Annotated in this window: 17 protein-coding genes; 6 read left to right on the forward strand and 11 right to left on the reverse strand. The window is 66.2% G+C overall.

Features of this window, described 5'->3' with window-relative positions; translation table 11 throughout:
- The first annotated feature begins 2 nt into the window (after window positions 1–2).
- Window positions 3–1,247, forward strand: a complete 1,245-nt coding sequence (locus QM590_RS01125; RefSeq protein ID WP_188078579.1) for an MFS transporter — start codon at window positions 3–5, stop codon at window positions 1,245–1,247.
- A gap of 79 nt (window positions 1,248–1,326) precedes the next feature.
- Here QM590_RS01125 and QM590_RS01130 read toward each other — a convergent pair whose 3' ends face one another.
- The 5 genes from QM590_RS01130 to QM590_RS01150 form a co-directional block, all read right to left on the reverse strand.
- Window positions 1,327–2,337, reverse strand: a complete 1,011-nt coding sequence (locus QM590_RS01130) for a 3-isopropylmalate dehydrogenase (RefSeq protein ID WP_149405538.1) — start codon at window positions 2,335–2,337, stop codon at window positions 1,327–1,329.
- Between the two features lie 49 nt (window positions 2,338–2,386).
- The gene (gene serA, locus QM590_RS01135; protein ID WP_269593596.1) at window positions 2,387–3,982 is read right to left on the reverse strand and encodes a phosphoglycerate dehydrogenase; all 1,596 of its coding nucleotides are present in this window, start codon (window positions 3,980–3,982) and stop codon (window positions 2,387–2,389) included.
- A gap of 185 nt (window positions 3,983–4,167) precedes the next feature.
- The gene (gene ilvC / locus QM590_RS01140) at window positions 4,168–5,169 is read right to left on the reverse strand and encodes a ketol-acid reductoisomerase (RefSeq protein ID WP_269593724.1); all 1,002 of its coding nucleotides are present in this window, start codon (window positions 5,167–5,169) and stop codon (window positions 4,168–4,170) included.
- Between the two features lie 60 nt (window positions 5,170–5,229).
- Window positions 5,230–5,733, reverse strand: coding sequence for an acetolactate synthase small subunit (gene ilvN / locus QM590_RS01145; RefSeq protein ID WP_032397758.1), 504 nt, complete (start codon window positions 5,731–5,733; stop codon window positions 5,230–5,232).
- Window positions 5,730–7,685 (reverse strand): acetolactate synthase large subunit, encoded by a 1,956-nt coding sequence (locus QM590_RS01150; RefSeq protein WP_269593595.1) that lies wholly within the window; start codon window positions 7,683–7,685, stop codon window positions 5,730–5,732. Before QM590_RS01150 ends, ilvN begins: the two co-directional genes overlap by 4 nt.
- Window positions 7,686–7,942: 257 nt before the next feature.
- Here QM590_RS01150 and QM590_RS01155 point away from each other — a divergent pair, with 257 nt between their 5' ends.
- Both QM590_RS01155 and ilvD read left to right on the forward strand, forming a co-directional pair.
- Window positions 7,943–8,512, forward strand: a complete 570-nt coding sequence (locus QM590_RS01155) for a PH domain-containing protein (protein ID WP_269593594.1) — start codon at window positions 7,943–7,945, stop codon at window positions 8,510–8,512.
- A gap of 60 nt (window positions 8,513–8,572) precedes the next feature.
- Window positions 8,573–10,414 (forward strand): dihydroxy-acid dehydratase, encoded by a 1,842-nt coding sequence (ilvD, locus tag QM590_RS01160; RefSeq protein ID WP_094642255.1) that lies wholly within the window; start codon window positions 8,573–8,575, stop codon window positions 10,412–10,414.
- Window positions 10,415–10,489: 75 nt separating this feature from the next.
- On the opposite strand, the gene QM590_RS01165 is transcribed toward ilvD, so the two are convergent.
- Window positions 10,490–11,464 (reverse strand): DoxX family protein, encoded by a 975-nt coding sequence (locus tag QM590_RS01165; protein WP_269593593.1) that lies wholly within the window; start codon window positions 11,462–11,464, stop codon window positions 10,490–10,492.
- A 93-nt stretch (window positions 11,465–11,557) separates the two neighbouring features.
- Here QM590_RS01165 and QM590_RS01170 point away from each other — a divergent pair, with 93 nt between their 5' ends.
- On the forward strand, window positions 11,558–12,706 hold the full coding sequence (locus tag QM590_RS01170) for a PQQ-dependent sugar dehydrogenase (RefSeq protein WP_269593592.1): 1,149 nt from the start codon (window positions 11,558–11,560) through the stop codon (window positions 12,704–12,706).
- A 61-nt stretch (window positions 12,707–12,767) separates the two neighbouring features.
- Here the strand turns inward: QM590_RS01170 and gatB are convergent, their stop codons facing one another.
- Window positions 12,768–14,279, reverse strand: a complete 1,512-nt coding sequence (gene gatB / locus QM590_RS01175) for an Asp-tRNA(Asn)/Glu-tRNA(Gln) amidotransferase subunit GatB (RefSeq protein WP_269593591.1) — start codon at window positions 14,277–14,279, stop codon at window positions 12,768–12,770.
- 94 nt (window positions 14,280–14,373) lie between these two features.
- Here gatB and QM590_RS01180 point away from each other — a divergent pair, with 94 nt between their 5' ends.
- Window positions 14,374–14,838 carry an acyl-CoA thioesterase gene (locus QM590_RS01180; RefSeq protein WP_262498317.1) on the forward strand — a complete coding sequence of 155 codons (465 nt, stop codon included), beginning with the start codon at window positions 14,374–14,376 and terminating at the stop codon, window positions 14,836–14,838.
- 23 nt (window positions 14,839–14,861) lie between these two features.
- On the opposite strand, the gene QM590_RS01185 is transcribed toward QM590_RS01180, so the two are convergent.
- The 4 genes from QM590_RS01185 to gatC all read right to left on the reverse strand — a co-directional run bounded on the left by QM590_RS01185 (window position 14,862) and on the right by gatC (window position 18,875).
- Window positions 14,862–15,893: an ATP-dependent 6-phosphofructokinase gene (locus QM590_RS01185; protein WP_094642260.1), complete on the reverse strand. Its 1,032-nt coding sequence runs from the start codon at window positions 15,891–15,893 to the stop codon at window positions 14,862–14,864.
- A 127-nt stretch (window positions 15,894–16,020) separates the two neighbouring features.
- Complete coding sequence (locus QM590_RS01190; protein WP_269593590.1) at window positions 16,021–17,100, reverse strand: alpha/beta hydrolase; 1,080 nt, start codon at window positions 17,098–17,100, stop codon at window positions 16,021–16,023.
- 6 nt (window positions 17,101–17,106) lie between these two features.
- The gene (gene gatA / locus QM590_RS01195) at window positions 17,107–18,579 is read right to left on the reverse strand and encodes an Asp-tRNA(Asn)/Glu-tRNA(Gln) amidotransferase subunit GatA (RefSeq protein ID WP_094642261.1); all 1,473 of its coding nucleotides are present in this window, start codon (window positions 18,577–18,579) and stop codon (window positions 17,107–17,109) included.
- Window positions 18,576–18,875 carry an Asp-tRNA(Asn)/Glu-tRNA(Gln) amidotransferase subunit GatC gene (gene gatC, locus QM590_RS01200; RefSeq protein ID WP_068045762.1) on the reverse strand — a complete coding sequence of 100 codons (300 nt, stop codon included), beginning with the start codon at window positions 18,873–18,875 and terminating at the stop codon, window positions 18,576–18,578. The genes gatA and gatC overlap by 4 nt, the downstream gene beginning before the upstream one ends.
- Window positions 18,876–19,182: 307 nt before the next feature.
- Here gatC and QM590_RS01205 point away from each other — a divergent pair, with 307 nt between their 5' ends.
- Entirely contained in the window at window positions 19,183–19,833 is a 651-nt protein-coding gene (locus QM590_RS01205; protein ID WP_068045765.1) for an ACT domain-containing protein, read from the forward strand.
- The last annotated feature ends 30 nt before the right edge of the window (window positions 19,834–19,863 follow it).

Here is a 19,863-nt window from a genome sequence, read left to right on the forward strand (position 1 = left end):
TGATGGACGCCACCGCGCAGCTGTCCGACATCGGCGAGTTCAGGCGATGGTTCATGCTTGCCCTCGGCATGCTCGCGCAGACCGCAGGCGCGGTGTTCATCAACGGCGCAGCGTTTCTCATTCCCGCCCTGCACGACGACCGCGGCCTGAGCCTGCCCGCCGCCGGACTCGTCGTCGCCATGCCCACCGTCGGCATCATGTTCACCCTGATCGCCTGGGGTGTGTTGGTCGATCGGATAGGCGAAAGACTGGTTCTCGCAGTCGGGCTCGGCCTGACGGCGCTCGCCGCTGTAGCCGCCGTGTTCACCACGTCCGTTGCTCTGCTGGCAATCCTGCTCCTGCTCGGCGGAATGGCAGCGGCGAGTGCGAACAGCGCCAGCGGACGTGTGGTGGTCGGCTGGTTTCCGCCGCAGCGTCGTGGATTGGCCATGGGAATCAGACAGATGTCGGTACCTCTGGGCGTCGCCATCGCAGCCCTGACCATCCCACCCATCGCCCGGGACCACGGCGTCGGAGCGGCACTGCTCGTACCCGCGGCCGTGTGCGCAACAGCCGCAGTGATGTGTCTGGCGGTCGTCGACCCCCCGCGTCCCAATCGCATCGATGCCGCGGAGCAGGGTCTGCTCGACAATCCGTACCGGGGCAGCAGGCAGCTGTGGCGCATTCACGCCACCTCGATCCTGTTGGTGGTGCCGCAGTACGTGGTCTGGACGTATGCGCTCGTATGGCTGATGACCGACCGAGGATGGACGGCAGCGGCGGCGGGCGTCCTCGTCACGGTGACGCAGATTCTCGGCGCACTGGGCCGGATGAGCGTCGGCGCGTTGTCCGATCGGGTCGGCAGCCGCATGCGGCCCCTCCGGTGGGTCGCGGTGACTGCCGCCGTCAGCATGCTCGGACTCGGAGTGGCCGACTGGTTCGACTCCCCCGTCGCGATCGTCATGCTCGTCGTCGCGTCGGTCGCCACCGTTGCCCCGAACGGGCTTGCCTTCACCGCTGTTGCCGAGATATCAGGACCGTATTGGAGCGGACGCGCCCTCGGCGTGCAGAACACGAGTCAATACGTGTTCGCGTCGGCCGTGCCGCCGGTGTTCGGGGCCCTCGCGGCGGTCAGCTTTCCCGTCGCATTCCTGGTGTCGGCGGTCTTCCCAGCACTCTCCGTGCCGATCGTCCCCGACGATCCACGTCCCGAGAGTCCCGACGAGAAGGCCGACAGTCCCGAAAAGAATTCCGACCGCGCCGGCTGATCCAGCACGGTGGGGATGTCCGGAAACACGAAATGCCACGGTGGCCGGTCGGCCTACCGTGGCATTCGTGTCGGTTCGGCTAGAGGCGAGCGGCGATTCGTGCGCCGATCTCTTTCGTCGACGCAGTCGTGGTTCCACGCTGCGCGAGGTCCGCTGCGACAGCGGCTTCCACTCGCGCCGCTCCCGCCGCGTCGCCGAGATGATCGAGTAGCAACGACACCGACAGGATGGCCGCCGTCGGATCGGCCTTCTGCTGCCCTGCGATGTCGGGAGCGCTGCCGTGCACGGGCTCGAACATGCTCGGATTGGTACCGGTGGCATCGATGTTTCCGCTTGCAGCCAAACCGATTCCACCGGTCACCGCTGCCGAGAGGTCGGTCACGATGTCGCCGAACAGATTGTCGGTGACGATGACATCGAACCGGCCCGGGTCGGTCACGAGGTGAATCATCGCGGCATCGATGTGCTGGTACGCGACCTCGACGTCCGGGAACTCCGTCGCGACCTCGTTCACAGTCCGAGCCCAGAGGCTGCCGGCGAACGTGAGCACGTTGGTCTTGTGCAGCAGCGTCAGGTGCTTGCGCCGTGTCAGAGCCCGCTCGAACCCGTTGCGCACCACCCGCTCGACGCCGTAGCGGGTGTTGACACTGACCTCGGTGGCCACCTCGTGCGGCGTGCCGACGCGAAGCGCTCCACCGTTTCCGGTGTACGGACCTTCGGTGCCCTCACGCACGACCACGACGTCGATCTGCTTGTCACCGGCCAACGGCCCGACCACTCCGGGGTACAGCTTGGCCGGACGCAGATTGATGTGGTGATCGAGCTCGAACCGAGCTCGCAACAACAGTCCACGCTCGAGCACGCCGCTGGGCACCGACGGATCTCCGATGGCTCCCAACAGAATTGCGTCGTGCTCACGCAGTTCCGCCAACACCGAGTCCGGCAGCAGTTCTCCGGTGGCGTTGTAGCGACGAGCACCGAGGTCGTACTCGGTCTTCTCGGCTCCGGGTGCAACCACGTCGAGCACGGCGAGCGCCTCGGTGACGACCTCGGGTCCGATTCCGTCCCCGGCGATGACGGCCAGCTTCATCTCACTCCTCGTGATTGTTCGACTTCGTTCGATCGACTGCGAGCGACGCTCAGGACAGGTCGACCAGCTCGATGGTGGACGCGCCGACCGCCGATGCGATGCTCGCGCTCAGCTCCTCCGGAACGTCCTTGTCGACGCGCAGCAGAATCGTTGCACCGTCGCCCTCGGAGTCCTGGCTCAGGGCGGCGGCCTGGATGTCGATGCCGGCGTCGCCGAGCAGGGTGCCGATCCGGCCGAGGCTGCCGGGCTGATCCGCGTAGTTGACGATAAGGTTCTTGCCCTCGGCACGGAGGTCGAAGTTGCGACCGTTGATGTTGACGATCTTCTCGACCTGCGTGGTACCGGTCAGCGTGCCCGCGACGTTGAGCACAGAACCGTCGCCGTAGACAGCGCGGATGTCGACGACACTGCGGTGGTTCTCGCTCTCGGAGGCTGTGGTGACCTCGGCGGTGACGCCACGCTCCTCGGCCAGCGAGGGGGCGTTGACGAACGTGACCGAGTCCTCGATGACGGCGGAGAAGAGTCCGCGCAGCGCCGAGAGCTTGAGGATCTCGACGTCCTCGGTGGCGAGTTCGCCGCGAACGTCGACCGACAGCGAGGTGGGAAGTTCGGTGGACAGAGCGCCGAGCAGCACACCCTGCTTGCGCACGATCTCGAGCCACGGCGAGACCTCCTCGCCCACGGCACCACCCTTGACGTTGACGGCGTCGGGCACGAATTCGCCTGCGAGAGCGAGTAGTACAGACTTGGCGACGTCGGTGCCCGCGCGATCCTGGGCCTCGGTCGTCGACGCGCCGAGGTGCGGGGTGACGACGACCTGAGGCAGCTCGAACAGCGGGCTGTCGGTGCACGGCTCGGAGGCGTACACGTCGATTCCCGCGGCGAAGACATGGCCACTGGTGATGGCGTCGGCCAGGGCCTGCTCGTCGACCAGTCCACCGCGAGCGGCGTTGACGACGATGACACCGGGCTTGGTCTTGGCGAGGGCTTCCTTGCCGATGATTCCCTTGGTCTCCGGGGTCTTCGGCAGGTGAACCGAGAACATGTCGGCGCGCTCGAGCAGCTCGTCCAGGCTCACCAGCTCGATGCCGAGCTGGGCGGCACGCGCGGCCGAGACGTAGGGGTCGTAGGCGATGACGTGGGTCTCGAATGCGGCCAGACGCTGCGCGAACAGCTGACCGATGCGGCCGAGTCCGACGACGCCGACGGTCTTGCCGAAGATCTCGACACCGTTGAACTTGCTGCGCTTCCACTCGTGCTGACGCAGGGTGGCGTCGGCAGCGGGAATCTGGCGCGCGGCCGACAGCAACAGCGTCACCGCATGCTCGGCAGCGGTGTGAATGTTGGACGTCGGGGCGTTGACGACGAGGACACCGCGCTCGGTGGCTGCAGGTACGTCGACGTTGTCCAGGCCGACACCGGCGCGGGCGACGATCTTGAGCTTGGTTCCGGCGGCCAGAACCTCGGCGTCGACCGTGGTCGCGGAACGCACCAGGATCGCGTCGGCCTCGGGAACCGCGGCGAGCAGCGCGGGGCGATCCGGGCCGTCGACCCAACGGACCTCGACGCCGTCGCCCAATGCCTCGACGGTGGACGGCGCAAGTTTGTCGGCGATCAGAACGACAGGACGGCCTGGCTGGCTCACGTGAAAAACTCCCTATGTCGGTTCGAGACTGTTGTCGATGAAAATTCGGAGCTGGTGCAGCAGAAACAGTTTAGAGGCCGGAGACGTCGAGCTGCGACGCCACCTGGTGCACGCACCGAAGGGCACCCCTACCGATGCAGGGGTGCCCTTCGATCAGCATGCGTGCGAACGTGATTCGATGAGAATCAAGCCGTTTCGGTGATCGGGCGATCGACCCAGCTCATCAGGTCGCGCAGCTTCTTGCCGGTGACCTCGATGGGGTGCTCGGCGTTGGCCTTGCGCAGGCCTTCGAGCTCGGTGTTGCCGTTCTCGACGTTGGCGACCAGGCGACGGGTGAACTCACCCGACTGGATGTCGGCCAGGATGGCCTTCATGCGCTCCTTGGTGCCTGCGTCGATCACGCGCGGGCCCGAGAGGTAGCCACCGAACTCCGCGGTGTCGGACACCGAGTAGTTCATCCGAGCGATGCCGCCCTCGTACATGAGGTCGACGATGAGCTTGAGCTCGTGCAGCACCTCGAAGTACGCCATCTCGGGCGCGTAGCCGGCCTCGACCATGACCTCGAAGCCCGTCTTGACGAGCTCCTCGGTGCCACCGCACAGCACGGCCTGCTCGCCGAAGAGGTCGGTCTCGGTCTCTTCCTTGAACGTGGTCTTGATGACGCCTGCGCGCGTTCCACCGATACCCTTGGCCCAGGACAGGGCCAGTGCCTGACCTTCGCCCTTGGGGTCCTGGTCGATGGCGATGAGCGCGGGAACACCCTTGCCGTCGACGAACTGGCGACGCACGAGGTGGCCGGGGCCCTTGGGTGCGACCATGCCGACGGTGACGAACTCCGGAGCCTTGATCAGGTCGAAGTGGATGTTGAGACCGTGGCCGAAGAACAGCGCGTCGCCGTCCTTCAGGTTGGGCTCGATCTCCTCGGAGAAGATCTTGGCCTGTGCGGTGTCCGGTGCGAGCACCATGATCACTTCGGCCCATTCGGACACCTCGGCGGGAGTGCCGACCTTCAGGCCCTGCTCCTCCGCCTTGGCGCGGGACTTCGAGCCCGCTGCCAGGCCGATGCGCACATCGACACCGGAGTCGCGCAGGCTCAGCGAGTGCGCGTGGCCCTGGCTTCCGTAACCGATCACAGCGACCTTGCGGCCCTGGATGATCGACAGATCAGCATCGTCGTCGTAGAACATCTCGACTGCCACTGTTTGTAACCTTTCCTCTTCGATTTCGCTGAAAATCACGTCCGCCGCTCAGCGCGACGCTGTGATCGATTTCGGTCCACGTCCGACGGCAACGACTCCCGACTGAACTATTTCTCGAATTCCATAGGGGTCCAACATCTTCAACAACGCATCGAGCTTCGAGCGGGTGCCCGTCGCCTCGACCGTCACGGCCTCGGGAGACACGTCGATCACCTTGGCGCGGAACAGGTTCACCGTTTCGATGACCTCACTGCGCACACTGGCGTCGGCGCGGACCTTGATCAGCACCAACTCGCGAGCCACCGAGGAGTCGTCGTCCTGCTCGACGATCTTGATGACGTTGATGAGCTTGTTGAGCTGCTTGGTCACCTGTTCGAGCGGGAATTCGTCGACGGTCACCACGATCGTCATTCGCGAGATCTCGGGAATCTCGGTGCCGCCGACGGCAAGCGAGGAGATGTTGAATCCACGGCGCGAGAACAGCGCGGCGACGCGGGCCAGCACACCTGGCTTGTCCTCGACGAGGACGCTGAGGGTATGGCTCGTGCTCACTTGTCGGTGCCTTTCACGTCGTCGATCTGCGGGTGCGGGGCCTGCTCGCGCTCCATGGCCTCGTCGAGGCCTGGCTCGCTGCCCACGGTCTCGTCCTCGTCGAACAGCGGACGGATTCCGCGGGCGGCCATGATCTCGTCGTTGCCCGTTCCGGCAGCGACCATCGGCCACACCTGCGCGTCGGCTCCGACGATGAAGTCGATGACGACCGGACGATCGTTGATCGCTCGTGCCTGCGCGATCACCGCATCGACGTCCTCGTCCCGCTCGCACCGCAGCCCGACGCAACCGAGCGCCTCGGCGAGCTTCACGAAATCGGGGATGCGGACGGCACCGTGGGTACCGAGATTGGTGTTGGAGTAGCGCTCCTCGTAGAACAGGGTCTGCCACTGGCGGACCATGCCGAGGTTGCCGTTGTTGATGAGGGCGACCTTGATCGGGATGCCCTCGACCGCACAGGTCGCGAGTTCCTGGTTGGTCATCTGGAAGCATCCGTCACCGTCGATGGCCCACACCTCGGCGTCGGGGAGGCCCCTCTTGGCACCCATTGCGGCCGGGACCGCGTACCCCATCGTGCCGAGGCCACCCGAGTTGAGCCACGTGCGCGGCTTCTCGTAGTTGATGAACTGCGCGGCCCACATCTGGTGCTGACCGACGCCGGCGCAGTAGATCGCGTCGGGTCCGGCGAACTTGCCGACCGAGCTGATGACGAACTCCGGGGACATCGATCCGTCGGCCGGGCGGTCGTAGCTCAGCGGGTAGGTCTTGCGGATGCCGTTCAGGTAGACCCACCACTGCTCGAGGTCGAGCGTGGTTCCGGTCGCGCGGTCCGCCCGCAGTGCCTCGATGAGCTCGGTGATGACCTCACGGCAGTCGCCGACGATCGGCACGTCCGCGTAGCGGTTCTTGCCGATCTCGGCCGGGTCGATGTCGGCGTGGATGACCTTGGCATCGGGGGCGAAGGACGAGAGCTGGCCGGTGACTCGGTCGTCGAACCGGGCACCGAGCGTGATCAGCAGATCGCTCCGCTGCAACGCGGCCACCGCGGCGACAGTGCCGTGCATACCCGGCATTCCCAGGTTCTGATTGTGCGAGTCGGGGAACGCGCCGCGAGCCATCAGAGTGGTCACGACCGGAATTCCGGTCAGTTCGGCGAGCTCGAGCAGCTCCGCCGAGGCGTCGGCCTTGATGACGCCGCCGCCCACGTACAGCACCGGCTGCTTGGCGTCGGCGATGTAGCGGGCCGCTTCGCGGACCTGCTTGCCGTGCGGCTTGGTGACCGGACGGTATCCGGGCAGACGCATCTCCGGCGGCCACGAAAACGTGGTCTGCGCCTGCAGCACGTCCTTGGGGATGTCGACGAGCACGGCACCGGGACGGCCGGAGGAGGCGATGTAGAACGCCTCGGCCATGATGCGCGGGATGTCGGCACCGTCGGTGATGAGGAAGTTGTGCTTGGTGACCGGCATCGTGATACCCGAGATGTCGGCTTCCTGGAAGCCGTCCGTCCCGATCAGACTGCGGGCGACCTGACCGGTGATCGCGACGACCGGAACCGAATCCATCTGAGCGTCGGCCAATGGGGTCACGAGGTTGGTCGCGCCGGGACCGGACGTCGCCATGCAGACGCCGACCTTGCCGGTCGCCTGGGCGTAGCCCGTCGCGGCGTGGCCCGCACCCTGCTCGTGGCGCACCAGAATGTGGCGCACCTTCACGGAGTCGAAGAGCGGGTCGTAGACCGGGAGAACCGCGCCACCGGGAATGCCGAATACGGTGTCGACGTCGAGTTCTTCGAGGGCCCGGACGACCGACTGTGCGCCGGTGACCTTCTCCGGTGCGACGTGGCGTCGCGAACCGTTGGTCGCCGCTTCTGCGGACGGGCTGGTCGACGGGCTGGAGGCTGTCCCCGACTTACGGGTCGTGGGCCCTGGGCGTGCGGTTGGTGCGCTCACTGATTGCTTCCTCAGGAATGTGAAATTGCTGGGCGATCTCTGGGCAAGAAAAAACCCCCGTCAGCATGAGCTGTACGAGGGTGGCGCGTCGATGCGAGTTTGAACAACCGGCTCAGGCGTTGACGCGCCGGCCGATTACGAGTATCCAATTCCGCTTCACGCGCTCGACGGTAGGCGCGCGCACAGGGAAGAGTCAAACTCGTCACGACGCAATCCCATTATGTGAGATCGCGTAGATGCAATGCGAAGATGAATGGGTGTCGTCTTCGCAGCAGTCCGAACCACCTCGGCCATCATCCCACACCGCACCCGAGTCACCGAACGGTGCCGAGGGAGCGCAACCATCGAGAACCCAGGTCATTCGAGTCCCGCGCCTCGCGCTCCTCGGCGTCGGCCTGCTGTTGTTCGGCACCGGACTGACTGCCGCCAGCTGGCCCGCGGCCATGGGATGGCTGCTGATCCTGCCGATCGTCGCGGGCATCTGGGTGTTTCGAGTGCGCACGGTCATCTCTCCCGAGGCGATCACGGCTCGACGGTTCGTGGGTTCGGATGTGATCGCGTGGGAATCGGTGGCGGGGCTGCACTTCCCGGATCGCCGCTGGGCGCGGGTGGTCCTGACCGACAAGAGCGAGAAGTCGTTGCCGCTGGTGCGATTCGATCTGCTCCCCCAACTCGCCGTGGCCAGCGGCGGCCGGATCACCGACCCCTATGCCGCTGCAGCAGCCGCGGCCGAAGCCGAAGCCGAGGCCGAAGCTCGAGACCTCGAGGACGGCGAGGACGGCGAGGACCGCGAGAACGGCGACGAACAGGCAGCGAAGGAGCAGTAGTCGGCGGCGAGTAACCTCGTCGATGCGAGAAACCGCTGCAACGAACGAGGACAACGCACTATGCCGCCGCTACGCTCACGGGTCACCACTGTCGGACGCAATGCCGCGGGCGCGCGCTCGCTGTGGCGCGCCACCGGAATGACCGATTCGGATTTCGGAAAGCCCATCGTCGCCATCGCGAACTCGTACACCCAGTTCGTCCCCGGCCACGTGCACCTGAAGAACGTCGGCGAGATCGTCGCCGACGCCGTCCGAGCGGCAGGCGGAGTCCCCCGGGAGTTCCACACCATCGCCGTCGACGACGGGATCGCCATGGGCCACGGCGGCATGCTGTACTCGCTGCCCAGCCGCGAGATCATCGCCGACTCCGTCGAGTACATGGCCAATGCGCACACCGCCGACGCGCTCGTCTGCATATCCAACTGCGACAAGATCACTCCCGGCATGCTCAATGCGGCGATGCGCCTGAACATTCCCGCCGTGTTCGTCTCCGGTGGACCGATGGAGGCGGGCAAGGCCGTGGTCGTCGACGGCGTCGCGCAGGCACCGACCGACCTGATCACCGCAATCTCCGCCAGTGCCAACGACGCCGTGTCCGAGGCAGGCCTCGATGAGGTCGAGCGCAGCGCGTGCCCCACGTGCGGCTCGTGCTCGGGCATGTTCACGGCGAACTCGATGAACTGCCTCACCGAGGCGCTCGGCCTGGCACTGCCCGGCAACGGCTCCACCCTGGCCACTCATCAGGCCCGTCGAGCACTGTTCACGCGTGCCGGCACCACTATCGTCGAGGCCGCTCTGAAGTACTACCGCGACGAGGACGAATCCGTACTCCCCCGCAACATCGCCACTCCGGCCGCGTTCCGCAATGCGATGGCCCTCGACGTGGCGATGGGAGGGTCAACCAATACGGTGCTGCACACCCTCGCCGCCGCACAGGAGGGCGAGGTCGACTTCGACCTCGACACCATCGACGCCATCAGCCGTAAGGTCCCGTGCCTGTCGAAGGTCTCCCCCAATTCCGATTACCACATGGAAGACGTGCACCGCGCAGGCGGAATCCCGGCTCTCCTCGGCGAACTGCGGCGCGCGAACCTGCTCGAAACCGACGTCTCGACCGTGCACACGAAGAGCTTCGACGAGTGGCTCGACACGTGGGACATCCGATCCGGCAAGGCGTCCGCCGAGGCCGTCGAGTTGTTCCACGCCGCCCCGGGCGGAGTCCGCACCGTCGAACCGTTCTCCACGGGAAACCGCTGGTCCTCGCTCGACACCGACGCCGCAGGCGGCTGCATCCGCGATCTCGAACATGCCTACACGGTCGAGGGTGGCCTGGTGGTACTGCGCGGCAACATCGCCGTCGACGGTGCGATCCTCAAGACCGCAGGCATCGACGAGGACCTGTTCTCCTTCCAGGGTCCGGCACTGGTCGTCGAGTCGCAGGAAGAAGCCGTCTCGGCCATCCTGCAGAAGAAGATTCAGCCCGGTGACGTGCTGGTCGTTCGCTACGAGGGCCCCAAGGGCGGTCCGGGCATGCAGGAGATGCTGCACCCGACGGCTTTCCTCAAGGGTGCCGGTCTGGGCAAGGTCTGCGCACTGATCACCGATGGCCGCTTCTCCGGCGGAACGTCGGGACTGTCCATCGGACACATTTCCCCCGAGGCCGCGGCCGGCGGTGTGATCGGACTCGTGGAGAACGGCGACCAGGTCCGGATCGACGTCGCGACCCGCACCCTCGAGATCCTCGTCGACGAGGAGACCCTCGAGACGCGGCGAGCGAAGATGAACGCGTCCGAGCGCCCCTGGCAGCCGGTCGACCGCCAGCGCACGGTCACCACCGCTCTGCGCGCCTACGCGGCGTTGGCGACATCGGCGGACAAGGGTGCAGTTCGCTACGTCCCCTGAGGGTGAAACGCACGTGAGCGGAACGTCGTAGCAGGCTACGAGGTTCCGCTCACGTGGTCGGGACAGCGTCCGGAGTCAGCGAACGACGGGGTTGGCCCCGTTGAGGAAGATCCAGATGCACACGCCCGCGGCGATACCGACGACGAGTGCGAGGAACGAACCGATCCGCGGACGGGTGGCCCATCCGCGTCGGCCGTCGAATGCGATCTTGCCCGGGCCCGTGAGAATGATCGCGGCAGCGGCGAAGCCGAGAACCGTCTCGTACTCCACGCCGCCGGTGCCCGAGAACTGCAGTCCGGGCTCGACGGCTTGCTTGAAGCACCAGGCGTTGATGATCGTGGCCAGCACAGCGGCACCCGCCAGTGGCGTTGCAAGACCCAGGATCAGCAGCGCGCCACCGAGTGTCTCGCCTGCCGCGGCCGCGATCGCGAGGATCTCCGAGTAGCGGAATCCGGAAGTCTCCAGCAGGTTCTGAAATCCGTCGAGGCCAGGGCCGTTCCACAGTCCCACGAGCTTCTGCAGTCCGTGACCGAGAAACACCGCGCCGATGGTGACGCGAAGGACGAACAGGCCCAGGTCAGTGCTGCCGCGGCGCGCGGGAACCTCGACGGTCTCCGTACGAATCTCCGGCTCGGACGCGACTGCTGCTACCGGAGCTGCGGCTGTGGTGGTGCCCAGATACTCGGTGGAGCGATCGGAGTACGCACTCGACGACGTCTTGTCGGAGGCCGACGGGCGATCGGTTGGCGAATCGGCGAAGGCCGACGGGCGATAGGCCTGCATCTTCTCCGTCGGCTGTGCATCGGCCGAGCGTGCATCGGACGAGGACGAGTGCGGAAAGTCGAGTTCGTCGTCGGTTCGCGGCAGTCGGTCCGAACGCTGAGCGCCAAACGCCGTGGTCGGCGCACCCGAGGTGTCGGTGCGGTCGGACGCCGGCGTCTCGGAGGTGGAGCGCGAGGGTGGAATCTTCTCCGTGGGGTTGTCGTACGGGCTCTCGGCCGGTTCGTACGGCGTATCCGGCCGGTTGGGGTCGCGCGGTGTATCGGTCACCTCTCCACACTAGAGCCGATGAGTGCTCCTCACCGACGTTGACGCTCACGGCCGCGTGGCGAGTCTTCCCCGGCGTTCCGTACCGTTCGAAGTATGAAGCCGGTCGGAGCGTCGCCACGAACTGCAACCGCTGCCGTCGTCGCCCTGTCGATGACCGCTGCCCTGCTCGCCGGGTGCGCCCGATTCGACGACTCGAATGCGTCGCCGTTCACTCCTGCGCCGGAGGTGGGCGCGGCCGAACTGGAGCCGACGACCCCCAGCGAGACGACGCCGCCGTCCGATCCCGATGCACCGCCACCGCCGTCCGGTCCGTGTGTCGACCCCGATCCGGCGGTCATCGCGACGTGCCTGGACACCACGGGCGGGCTGGTAGCGCTCCCCGACGGACAGTCGGCGCTGGTTGCCGAGCGTCGCACCGGTCGCATCATGGAGGTCACCGCCGGCCGGACGCCGGTCGAGGTGGCGCGAATCGATGTCGACGGCACCGGCGACGGCGGCCTTCTCGACATCGCGTTGTCTCCGACGTACATCGAGGACGGGTTGCTCTACGCCCTCATCACCACATCCGCGGACACCAGGGTGGTCCGCCTGGCCCAGGGCGATGTACCCAAGGACATCCTGACCGGTATCCCCCGCGGCACGACGGGCAATCGCGGGGCGATCGACTTCTACACGCCGAACGAATTGCTCGTCCTCACCGGCGACAACGGCGATCCGGGTGCGGCGGCCAGCCCGAACTCATTGTCCGGCAAGTTGTTACGGGTGACCTCACTGTCGCCGACAACGAACCCGCCGCGACCGCAGATCGCGCTCAGCGGTATCGGTACGGCGGGCGACGTCTGCACCGACGGCACCGGAAACATCTACGTCACCGACCGCACCGCGCTCGAGGATCGCCTGCAGCGCATCGACTCACTGGGCGCAGTGTTCAACCCGGTGTGGACGTGGCCGGACCGTCCGGGTGTTGCCGGATGCGCAGCGGGAGAAGGTGGCGTGGCGGTTGCACTCACAACGGCCAAAGCTGTTGCAGCACTGACCACGGACGCGAACACCGGAGCTGTCTCGGCCGAACCGACACTGCTGATCCAGGACGAGTACGGCCAGTTGAACGGCGCGACGAGCTCGGCCGATGGACAGATTCTGGTGGGCACCGTCAACAAGAACGGTGCGGAGCCCGGACCCACCGACGACCGCGTCGTCAAAGTGCCGTTCCCCGGCGGCGGCGGAGGCGGTTTCGACTGAACGAGAAACGACCGAGGCCGAGCGCTCGATTGCGCTCGGCCTCGGTCGTTTCCCGTCGTGATCAGGGCTGGCCGCAGGCCTCTAGTACGAGTTCCTTGACGCGAGCGGCATCGGCTTGGCCGCGTGTCGCCTTCATCACCGCACCGACGATGGCCCCGGCGGCCTGAACCTTGCCGCTGCGGATCTTCTCCACCACACCGGGATTCGCTGCGAGCGCCTCGTCCACGGCGGCCTGCAACTTGGTGTCGTCCTTCTCCAGTACGAGATTGCGCGCAGCCATCACCTCTGCAGGCTCACCCTCCCCCGCCAGCACCCCGTCCACGACCTGACGGGCACCGTTGTTGTTGAGCTTGCCGTCCGCGACCAACGCCGCCACCTCGGCGACCTGAGCCGGGGAGATGGACAGATCGGTCAGTTCGACTCCGGCGATGTTGGCCTGCTGCGCCAGGTACGACACCCACCACGACCGCGCCGCCTGCGCCGACGCACCCGCCTCGACCGTCGCCGCGACCAGCTCGAGCGCACCGGAATTCACCAGATCGCGCATCTCCTCGTCGGAGACACCCCACTCCTTCTGAATCCGACCGCGGCGCAACCACGGCAGCTCGGGCAACGTCGTCCGAAGCTCCTCGATCCAGGCCGCGGCGGGAGCGACGGGCGCAAGATCGGGCTCGGGGAAGTAGCGGTAGTCCTCGGCGGTCTCCTTCTTGCGGCCGGCGGTGGTGGTGCCGTCAGACTCCTGGAAGTGCCGAGTCTCCTGCGTCACCTCTCCGCCCGATTCGAGAACCGCTGCCTGACGCCGCATCTCGTACCGAACGGCAACCTCGACGCTCTTGAGCGAGTTGACGTTCTTCGTCTCGGTGCGCGTGCCGAATTCGGTTGCCGTCTTCTCCATCAGAGACACGTTGGCATCGCAGCGCAACGAGCCCTGATCCATCCGCACATCGGACACGTTCAGCGACTTCAACAGGTCGCGCAACGCGGTGACGTACGCCCGTGCGACCTCGGGCGCACGGGCACCGGTTCCGGTGATGGTCTTGGTCACGATCTCCACCAACGGAACCCCGGCACGGTTGTAATCGAGCAGCGAATGCGACGCCCCCTCGATACGGCCGGTCGCACCGCCCACGTGCGTCGACTTACCGGTGTCCTCCTCCATGTGCGCGCGCTCGATCTCGACTCGAAACGTACTGCCGTCGTCGAGCAGCACATCGAGGTAGCCCTCGGTGGCGATGGGCTCGTCGTACTGCGAGATCTGATAGTTCTTCGGCTGATCCGGGTAGAAGTAGTTCTTGCGAGCGAACCGTCCCCACGGGGTGATCGAGCAATTGAGCGCCAGCCCGATCCGAATCGCCGACTCCACCGCAGCCGAGTTCACCACCGGAAGCGCGCCGGGAAGGCTCAGGCACACCGGGCACACCTGGGTGTTCGGCTCGGCGCCGAATTCGGTGGGGCAGCCGCAGAACATCTTGGTCGCCGTGCCCAACTCCACGTGGACCTCCATGCCCAACACGGGGTCGAACTTGGCGAGCACATCGTCGTAATCGATCAGATCGACGGTTGCAGCAGTCATGGTCAGTAGTTTATGCATTGCACACGACGCGCGAGTAACCACGTGCACTCGTTACCGTGCACGGGTGACTCCCCCAGAGAAGCAGACACTGTCCATGACCGTGCTGATGACACCCGACATGGCCAACTTCTCGGGCAACGTCCACGGCGGCACGATTCTCAAGTTCCTGGACCAGGTGGCGTACGCCTGCGCCAGCCGCTACGCGGGGGCCTATGTCGTGACTCTGTCGGTCGATCGCGTCGTGTTTCGCGAACCCATCCACGTCGGAGAACTGGTCACGTTCTCCGCGTCGGTCAACTACACCGGCCGCACCTCCATGGAGGTCGGTATCCGCGTGGAAACCGAGAACATTCAGCGCGGTGAATTGCGCCACACCAACAGCTGCTACTTCACCATGGTCGCGATCGGCGACGACGGCAAGCCGAAGACATTGCCCCAGTTGACGCCGACCACCGAGGTCGGTGCTCAGCGCTTCGAGGCAGCGCGGCGACGGCGCGAACTACGCCGCGAGACCGAGGAACGCGAAGCCGAAATCCAGCAGGCCTCCGGTCGCATCTGACGGCTCACGACGCCACACCGAATTCAGCCGAAGAACGCAGCGGCGTCGTCGTATCGGGTCTGCGGTACCCGCTTGAGTTGCTTGGTGGCCTCGGCCAGAGACACCAGGCCGATCTCGGTGCCGCGCAACGAGACCATCTTGCCGAAGTCTCCCGAATGCGCCGCATCGGTCGCGTTGACGCCGAATCGTGTTGCGAGAACACGGTCGTACGGCGTCGGCGTTCCACCGCGCTGGACATGGCCCAGCACCGTGGTGCGTACTTCCTTGTTGATACGGCGCTCGATCTCGACGCCGAGCTGGTGGGCAACTCCGGTGAATCGAACGTGGCCGAACTCGTCGATTCCGCCGTCGAGAAGCTGCATCGAGCCCTCGATCGGCTTGGCACCCTCGGCGACGACACAGATGAAGTGCGAGTCTCCACGTTGAAAACGCTTGCGCACCAACGTGCACACCTCTTCGACGTCGAACGGCTGCTCTGGAATGAGCGTCATGTGCGAACCGGACGCCAGGCCGGCGTGCAGAGCGATCCACCCCGCGTGCCGACCCATCACCTCGACGAGCATCACGCGCTGATGGGATTCCGCGGTGCTGTGCAGTCGGTCGATCGCATCGGTGGCGATGGTCAGAGCCGTGTCGAAGCCGAATGTGACGTCGGTGCAATCGATGTCGTTGTCGATCGTCTTGGGCACACCGACCACCGGCACACCCTCTTCCGACAACCACGCGGCAGCGGTGAGGGTTCCTTCGCCGCCGATCGGGATCAACACGTCGATGCCGTTGTCCTCGAGAGTCTGCTTGACCCGATCGAGTCCGGCGCGCAACACATCCGGATTGGTGCGGGCGGTGCCGAGCATCGTTCCGCCCTTGGTGAGCAACCGGTCGTTGCGGTCGTCGTTACGCAGTTGCACTCGACGGTCTTCGAGAAGACCTCGCCATCCGTCCTGGAAACCGACGACGGTGGAGCCGTACCGGGCGTCCGCGGTGCGTACGACTGCGCGGATCACCGCATTGAGCCCTGGGCAATCGCCGCCTCCGGTCAGAACTCCGATGCGCATCGATTTTCGCCTCTCTGCTCGCAGGTCCGTGAAGCGGACCCGGTGACGGACGTCAGCCTAATCGGGCGTGGCATGCTGCGCGCGTCGGTACCGTTCGATGCTCACTTCGTCGAGGCGAGGCCGTGCGTCAGTCGAGCAGACCCACACGCTCGCCGAGCCAGTCCATCTCCTGTTCCAGCGCCGGGGCCCAGACCTGCATCGAGTGCCCGCCGGGCAGCTCGCTGTAGTGCACGTCGAGACCCGCGGTCTCTGCGGCCCTGTAGGTTCGCTCGGTCTGCGGCCGGAACTCTTCGTCGTCGGCTCCCACGACGAAGGCACCGGCCGAATCGGGAAAGCTGGTGCGCGAGAGTATGTTCAGCGGCGTCATGCGCTCGAAACGCTCCTCGTTCGCCGGGGTGTCCGTGCCGTATGCTGCTGCAACGGATTCGCTCCTCGTGCCCCGACGTTGCTCGTCCTCACCCGAGATGTCGAGAAAGGTGGGGTACACCGACGGTGCTGTCACCGCCAGCTGTAGCGCGCACGTTCCCCCGTAGGAATACCCGCCGACCGCCCAGGCCCTCGGATCCGAGGACACCCGAAAATTCGACCGAATCCAGTGCGGCACATCGACCGACAAGTACGTCGCGGCATTTCCGAGGTTCGAATCCATGCACATCGGATTCGCCTCGGTGTCACCCAGACCGTCGGCCACCACGACGATCGGAGCCGCACCGCCGTGCCGCGCCGCGAAGGCGTCCATCGTCTGGGCCAGACGACCACCCTCGATCCAGTCGACGACGTGGCCGGGTTGGCCGGTGAGCAGCACCAGCACCGGTAGATCGCTCGCTCCGGCGTCGTACGACGCCGGAACGTAGACGGTGGCGGGCCGCGCGGCGAAGTGCGACACAGTGCCGGGCACGTCCACATCGACCAACCTGCCGGTGCCCTCGGTCACGGCCGGACGGTGGCCCAGCGCCACGGCCACCGTCGGGTATCGAGTGACGGTCAGATTGGTGAGCACCGTCGCCGCCAACAGAAGCGACGCCACGAGCCCGAGAGCGCTCAGCGGACCGAACACCGCTCCCAGTGCTCGGCCTCGCCGGACCCGCAGCACGACAGCGACGGCCAGGACCGACGTCACGACAACGGCCGCCGTCGACGCGAGCACGGGCACTGCACCGGAGAGCAAGGGCAGATGAGCCAGATCGGCAGCCCACCGATGCAGCACCTCGAACTACCTCAGATCGCCGCGAGCGGCCTCGTATGCGGCACCGACGCGGTAGAGCCGCTCGTCCGCGAACGCCGGAGCCATGATCTGCAGACCCACGGGTAGTCCGTCCTCGGTGGCAAGACCCGACGGAACCGACATCGCGCAGTGACCGGCAAGATTGGTCGGCAGCGTGCAGAGGTCGTTGAGGTACATCGCCATCGGGTCGCCGACCTTGTCCCCCAACGGAAATGCCGTCGTCGGGGTCGTCGGCGACACCAGCACGTCGACCTTCTCGTATGCGGCATCGAAGTCACGTGCGATGAGCGTGCGCACCTTCAGAGCAGAGCCGTAGTAGGCGTCGTAATATCCCGCGGAGAGGGCGTACGTCCCGATCATGATGCGACGCTTGACTTCCGGCCCGAACCCCTGCGCGCGCGTGGTGGCCATGACCTGCTCGGCGCTGTGCTTGCCGTCGTCCCCCGCACGCAATCCGTACCGCATGCCATCGAACCGAGCCAGGTTGGACGACACCTCCGACGGAAGGATCAAGTAGTAAGCGGCCAGTGCATGCACGAAGTTGGGGCACGACACCTCGACCACCTCGGCACCGAGTTCGGTGAGTGCGGCGACCGCAGCATCGAACGACGAGATCACACCGGGCTGGTACTTGTCCGAGTGCAATTCCTTCACCACACCGACGCGCACGCCCGTCAGGTCACCACGAGCACCCTCTCGTGCCGCTGCGACGACCGGTCGAACAGCCGTGTCGACCGATGTGGAGTCCCGCGCGTCGTATCCGGCGATGACCTCGTGCAGCAACGCGGTGTCGAGCACGGTCCGACCACACGGGCCACCCTGATCGAGTGACGAGGCACAGGCGATCAGTCCGTAGCGCGAGACGCTGCCGTAGGTCGGCTTGGTTCCCACGGTGCCGGTCAGAGCCGCCGGCTGACGGATCGATCCACCGGTGTCGGTGCCGATGGCCAGCGGGGCCTGGTAAGACGCGAGCGCCGCAGCACTGCCGCCGCCGGAGCCGCCGGGGATCCGAGTGGTGTCCCAGGGGTTCTTCGTCGGACCGTACGCCGAGTTCTCGGTGGACGAGCCCATCGCGAACTCGTCCATGTTGGTCTTGCCCAGCACCGGAATGCCCGCAGCCCGCAGCTTCGTGGTCAGCGTCGCGTCGTAGGGCGACATCCACCCGTCGAGAATCTTCGATCCGGCCGTCGTCGGCATGTCGGTCGTGGTGAACACGTCCTTGAGAGCAAGCGGCACGCCGGCCAGAGCCGAGGCAGGTGCGTCTCCCGCCGACAATCCCGCATCGACGTCGGTCGCTGCTGCGAGTGCCTCGGACCCCGCGACGTGCAGAAATGCGTGCAGGTCACCATCGACCTCGGAGATCCGGTCGAGATGCGCCCGGGTCACCTCGACGGCGCTGATCTCACGCGCGTGGATGCGGGTCGCGAGCTCGGACGCGTCGAGCTTCGTCAGGTCGGTCATTCGCTCTCTCCCAGAATCTGCGGCACCGCGAAACGGCCCTCCTCGGCGTTCGGTGCACCGGACAGCGATTGCTCCGGCGTCAGGCCGGGAACGATCACGTCGGGACGCGTCACGTTCACGATGTCACTGGGGTTGGCCGTCGGCGGAACGTCGTCCGTCGCCACCTCCGCCACTGCCTTGACGTGATGAAGAATCGAATCCAACTGGCCGGCGAACTCGTCGAGTTCGGCGTCGCTGAGAGCCAAGCGCGACAGCCGGGCGAGGTGAGCGACCTCGTCGCGGGAGATGTCTGGCACCGCGTAGACCCCTTTCAGACGTGAGGAGCGGAGCCCGCAGAAGCGGCCCCGTATTCGTGCAGAGCGAACCTCACGGGTTCGCGAACGCGGTCCAGCCTAGTGCGCAGCATTACGCAGGCTTCACTCACGCCTCGTGGCTTGCGTCGAGTGTCGGAATTGTCACGGCCCGCGTTGCGCGACGTACCGGACAGGTCGAAGATGCAAGGATTGCTCGCGCCGGGGTGCACAGTGTTCCCTTCTGCCAGCCAGCAACGACCGCTGACGCTGGGGTGGCCGCAGTACGCCAGAAGTCGAAAGGGAGCGTGACATGTCCTACCTGCTCCGCGTCCAACTGCCGGATCGTCCGGGCAGCCTCGGATCGTTGGCCGTCGCGCTCGGGTCGGTCGGGGCGGACATCCTCTCCCTCGACGTCATCGAACGCGGCGACGGTTATGCGGTCGACGATCTGGTGGTCGACGTTGCTCCGGGTTCGCTGCCGGACACGCTGATCACTGCTGCCGAGAACCTCACCGATGTCCGGGTCGATTCCATCCGCCCGTACACCGGCGTCCTCGACACGCATCGCGAACTGGAACTGATCGATCGGGTCGCCGCGGCGTCCGACGATCGACTGCAGGTGCTCGTCGACGGAGCGCCCCGTGTCCTTCGAGTGGGGTGGAGCACCGTCGTTGCCACCAACGCGCACGGCCCGTTCCGGCTGGTGGGCAGCTCCGGTGCTCCCGAGACTCACGCCGCCGAGCTACCGTGGTTTCCGCTGAACGCCCCCGCTGCTCTGGACTCCGACGCCGAGTGGGTGCCCCAGGTATGGCGCGACATGGACACCAAGATCGCCGCTGCTCCCCTCGGTACCACCGGCACCGTGCTGATGCTGGGCAGGCCGGGCGGCCCGGAGTTCAGGCCCTCGGAGGTCGCCCGCCTCGGCTATCTCGCCGGCATCGTCGCGACGGTACTGAACTGACGCGACTGAACTGACGCGACCGAACCGACG

The organism is Rhodococcus sp. IEGM 1372 (assembly GCF_030056835.1).
GTDB lineage: Bacteria > Actinomycetota > Actinomycetes > Mycobacteriales > Mycobacteriaceae > Rhodococcoides.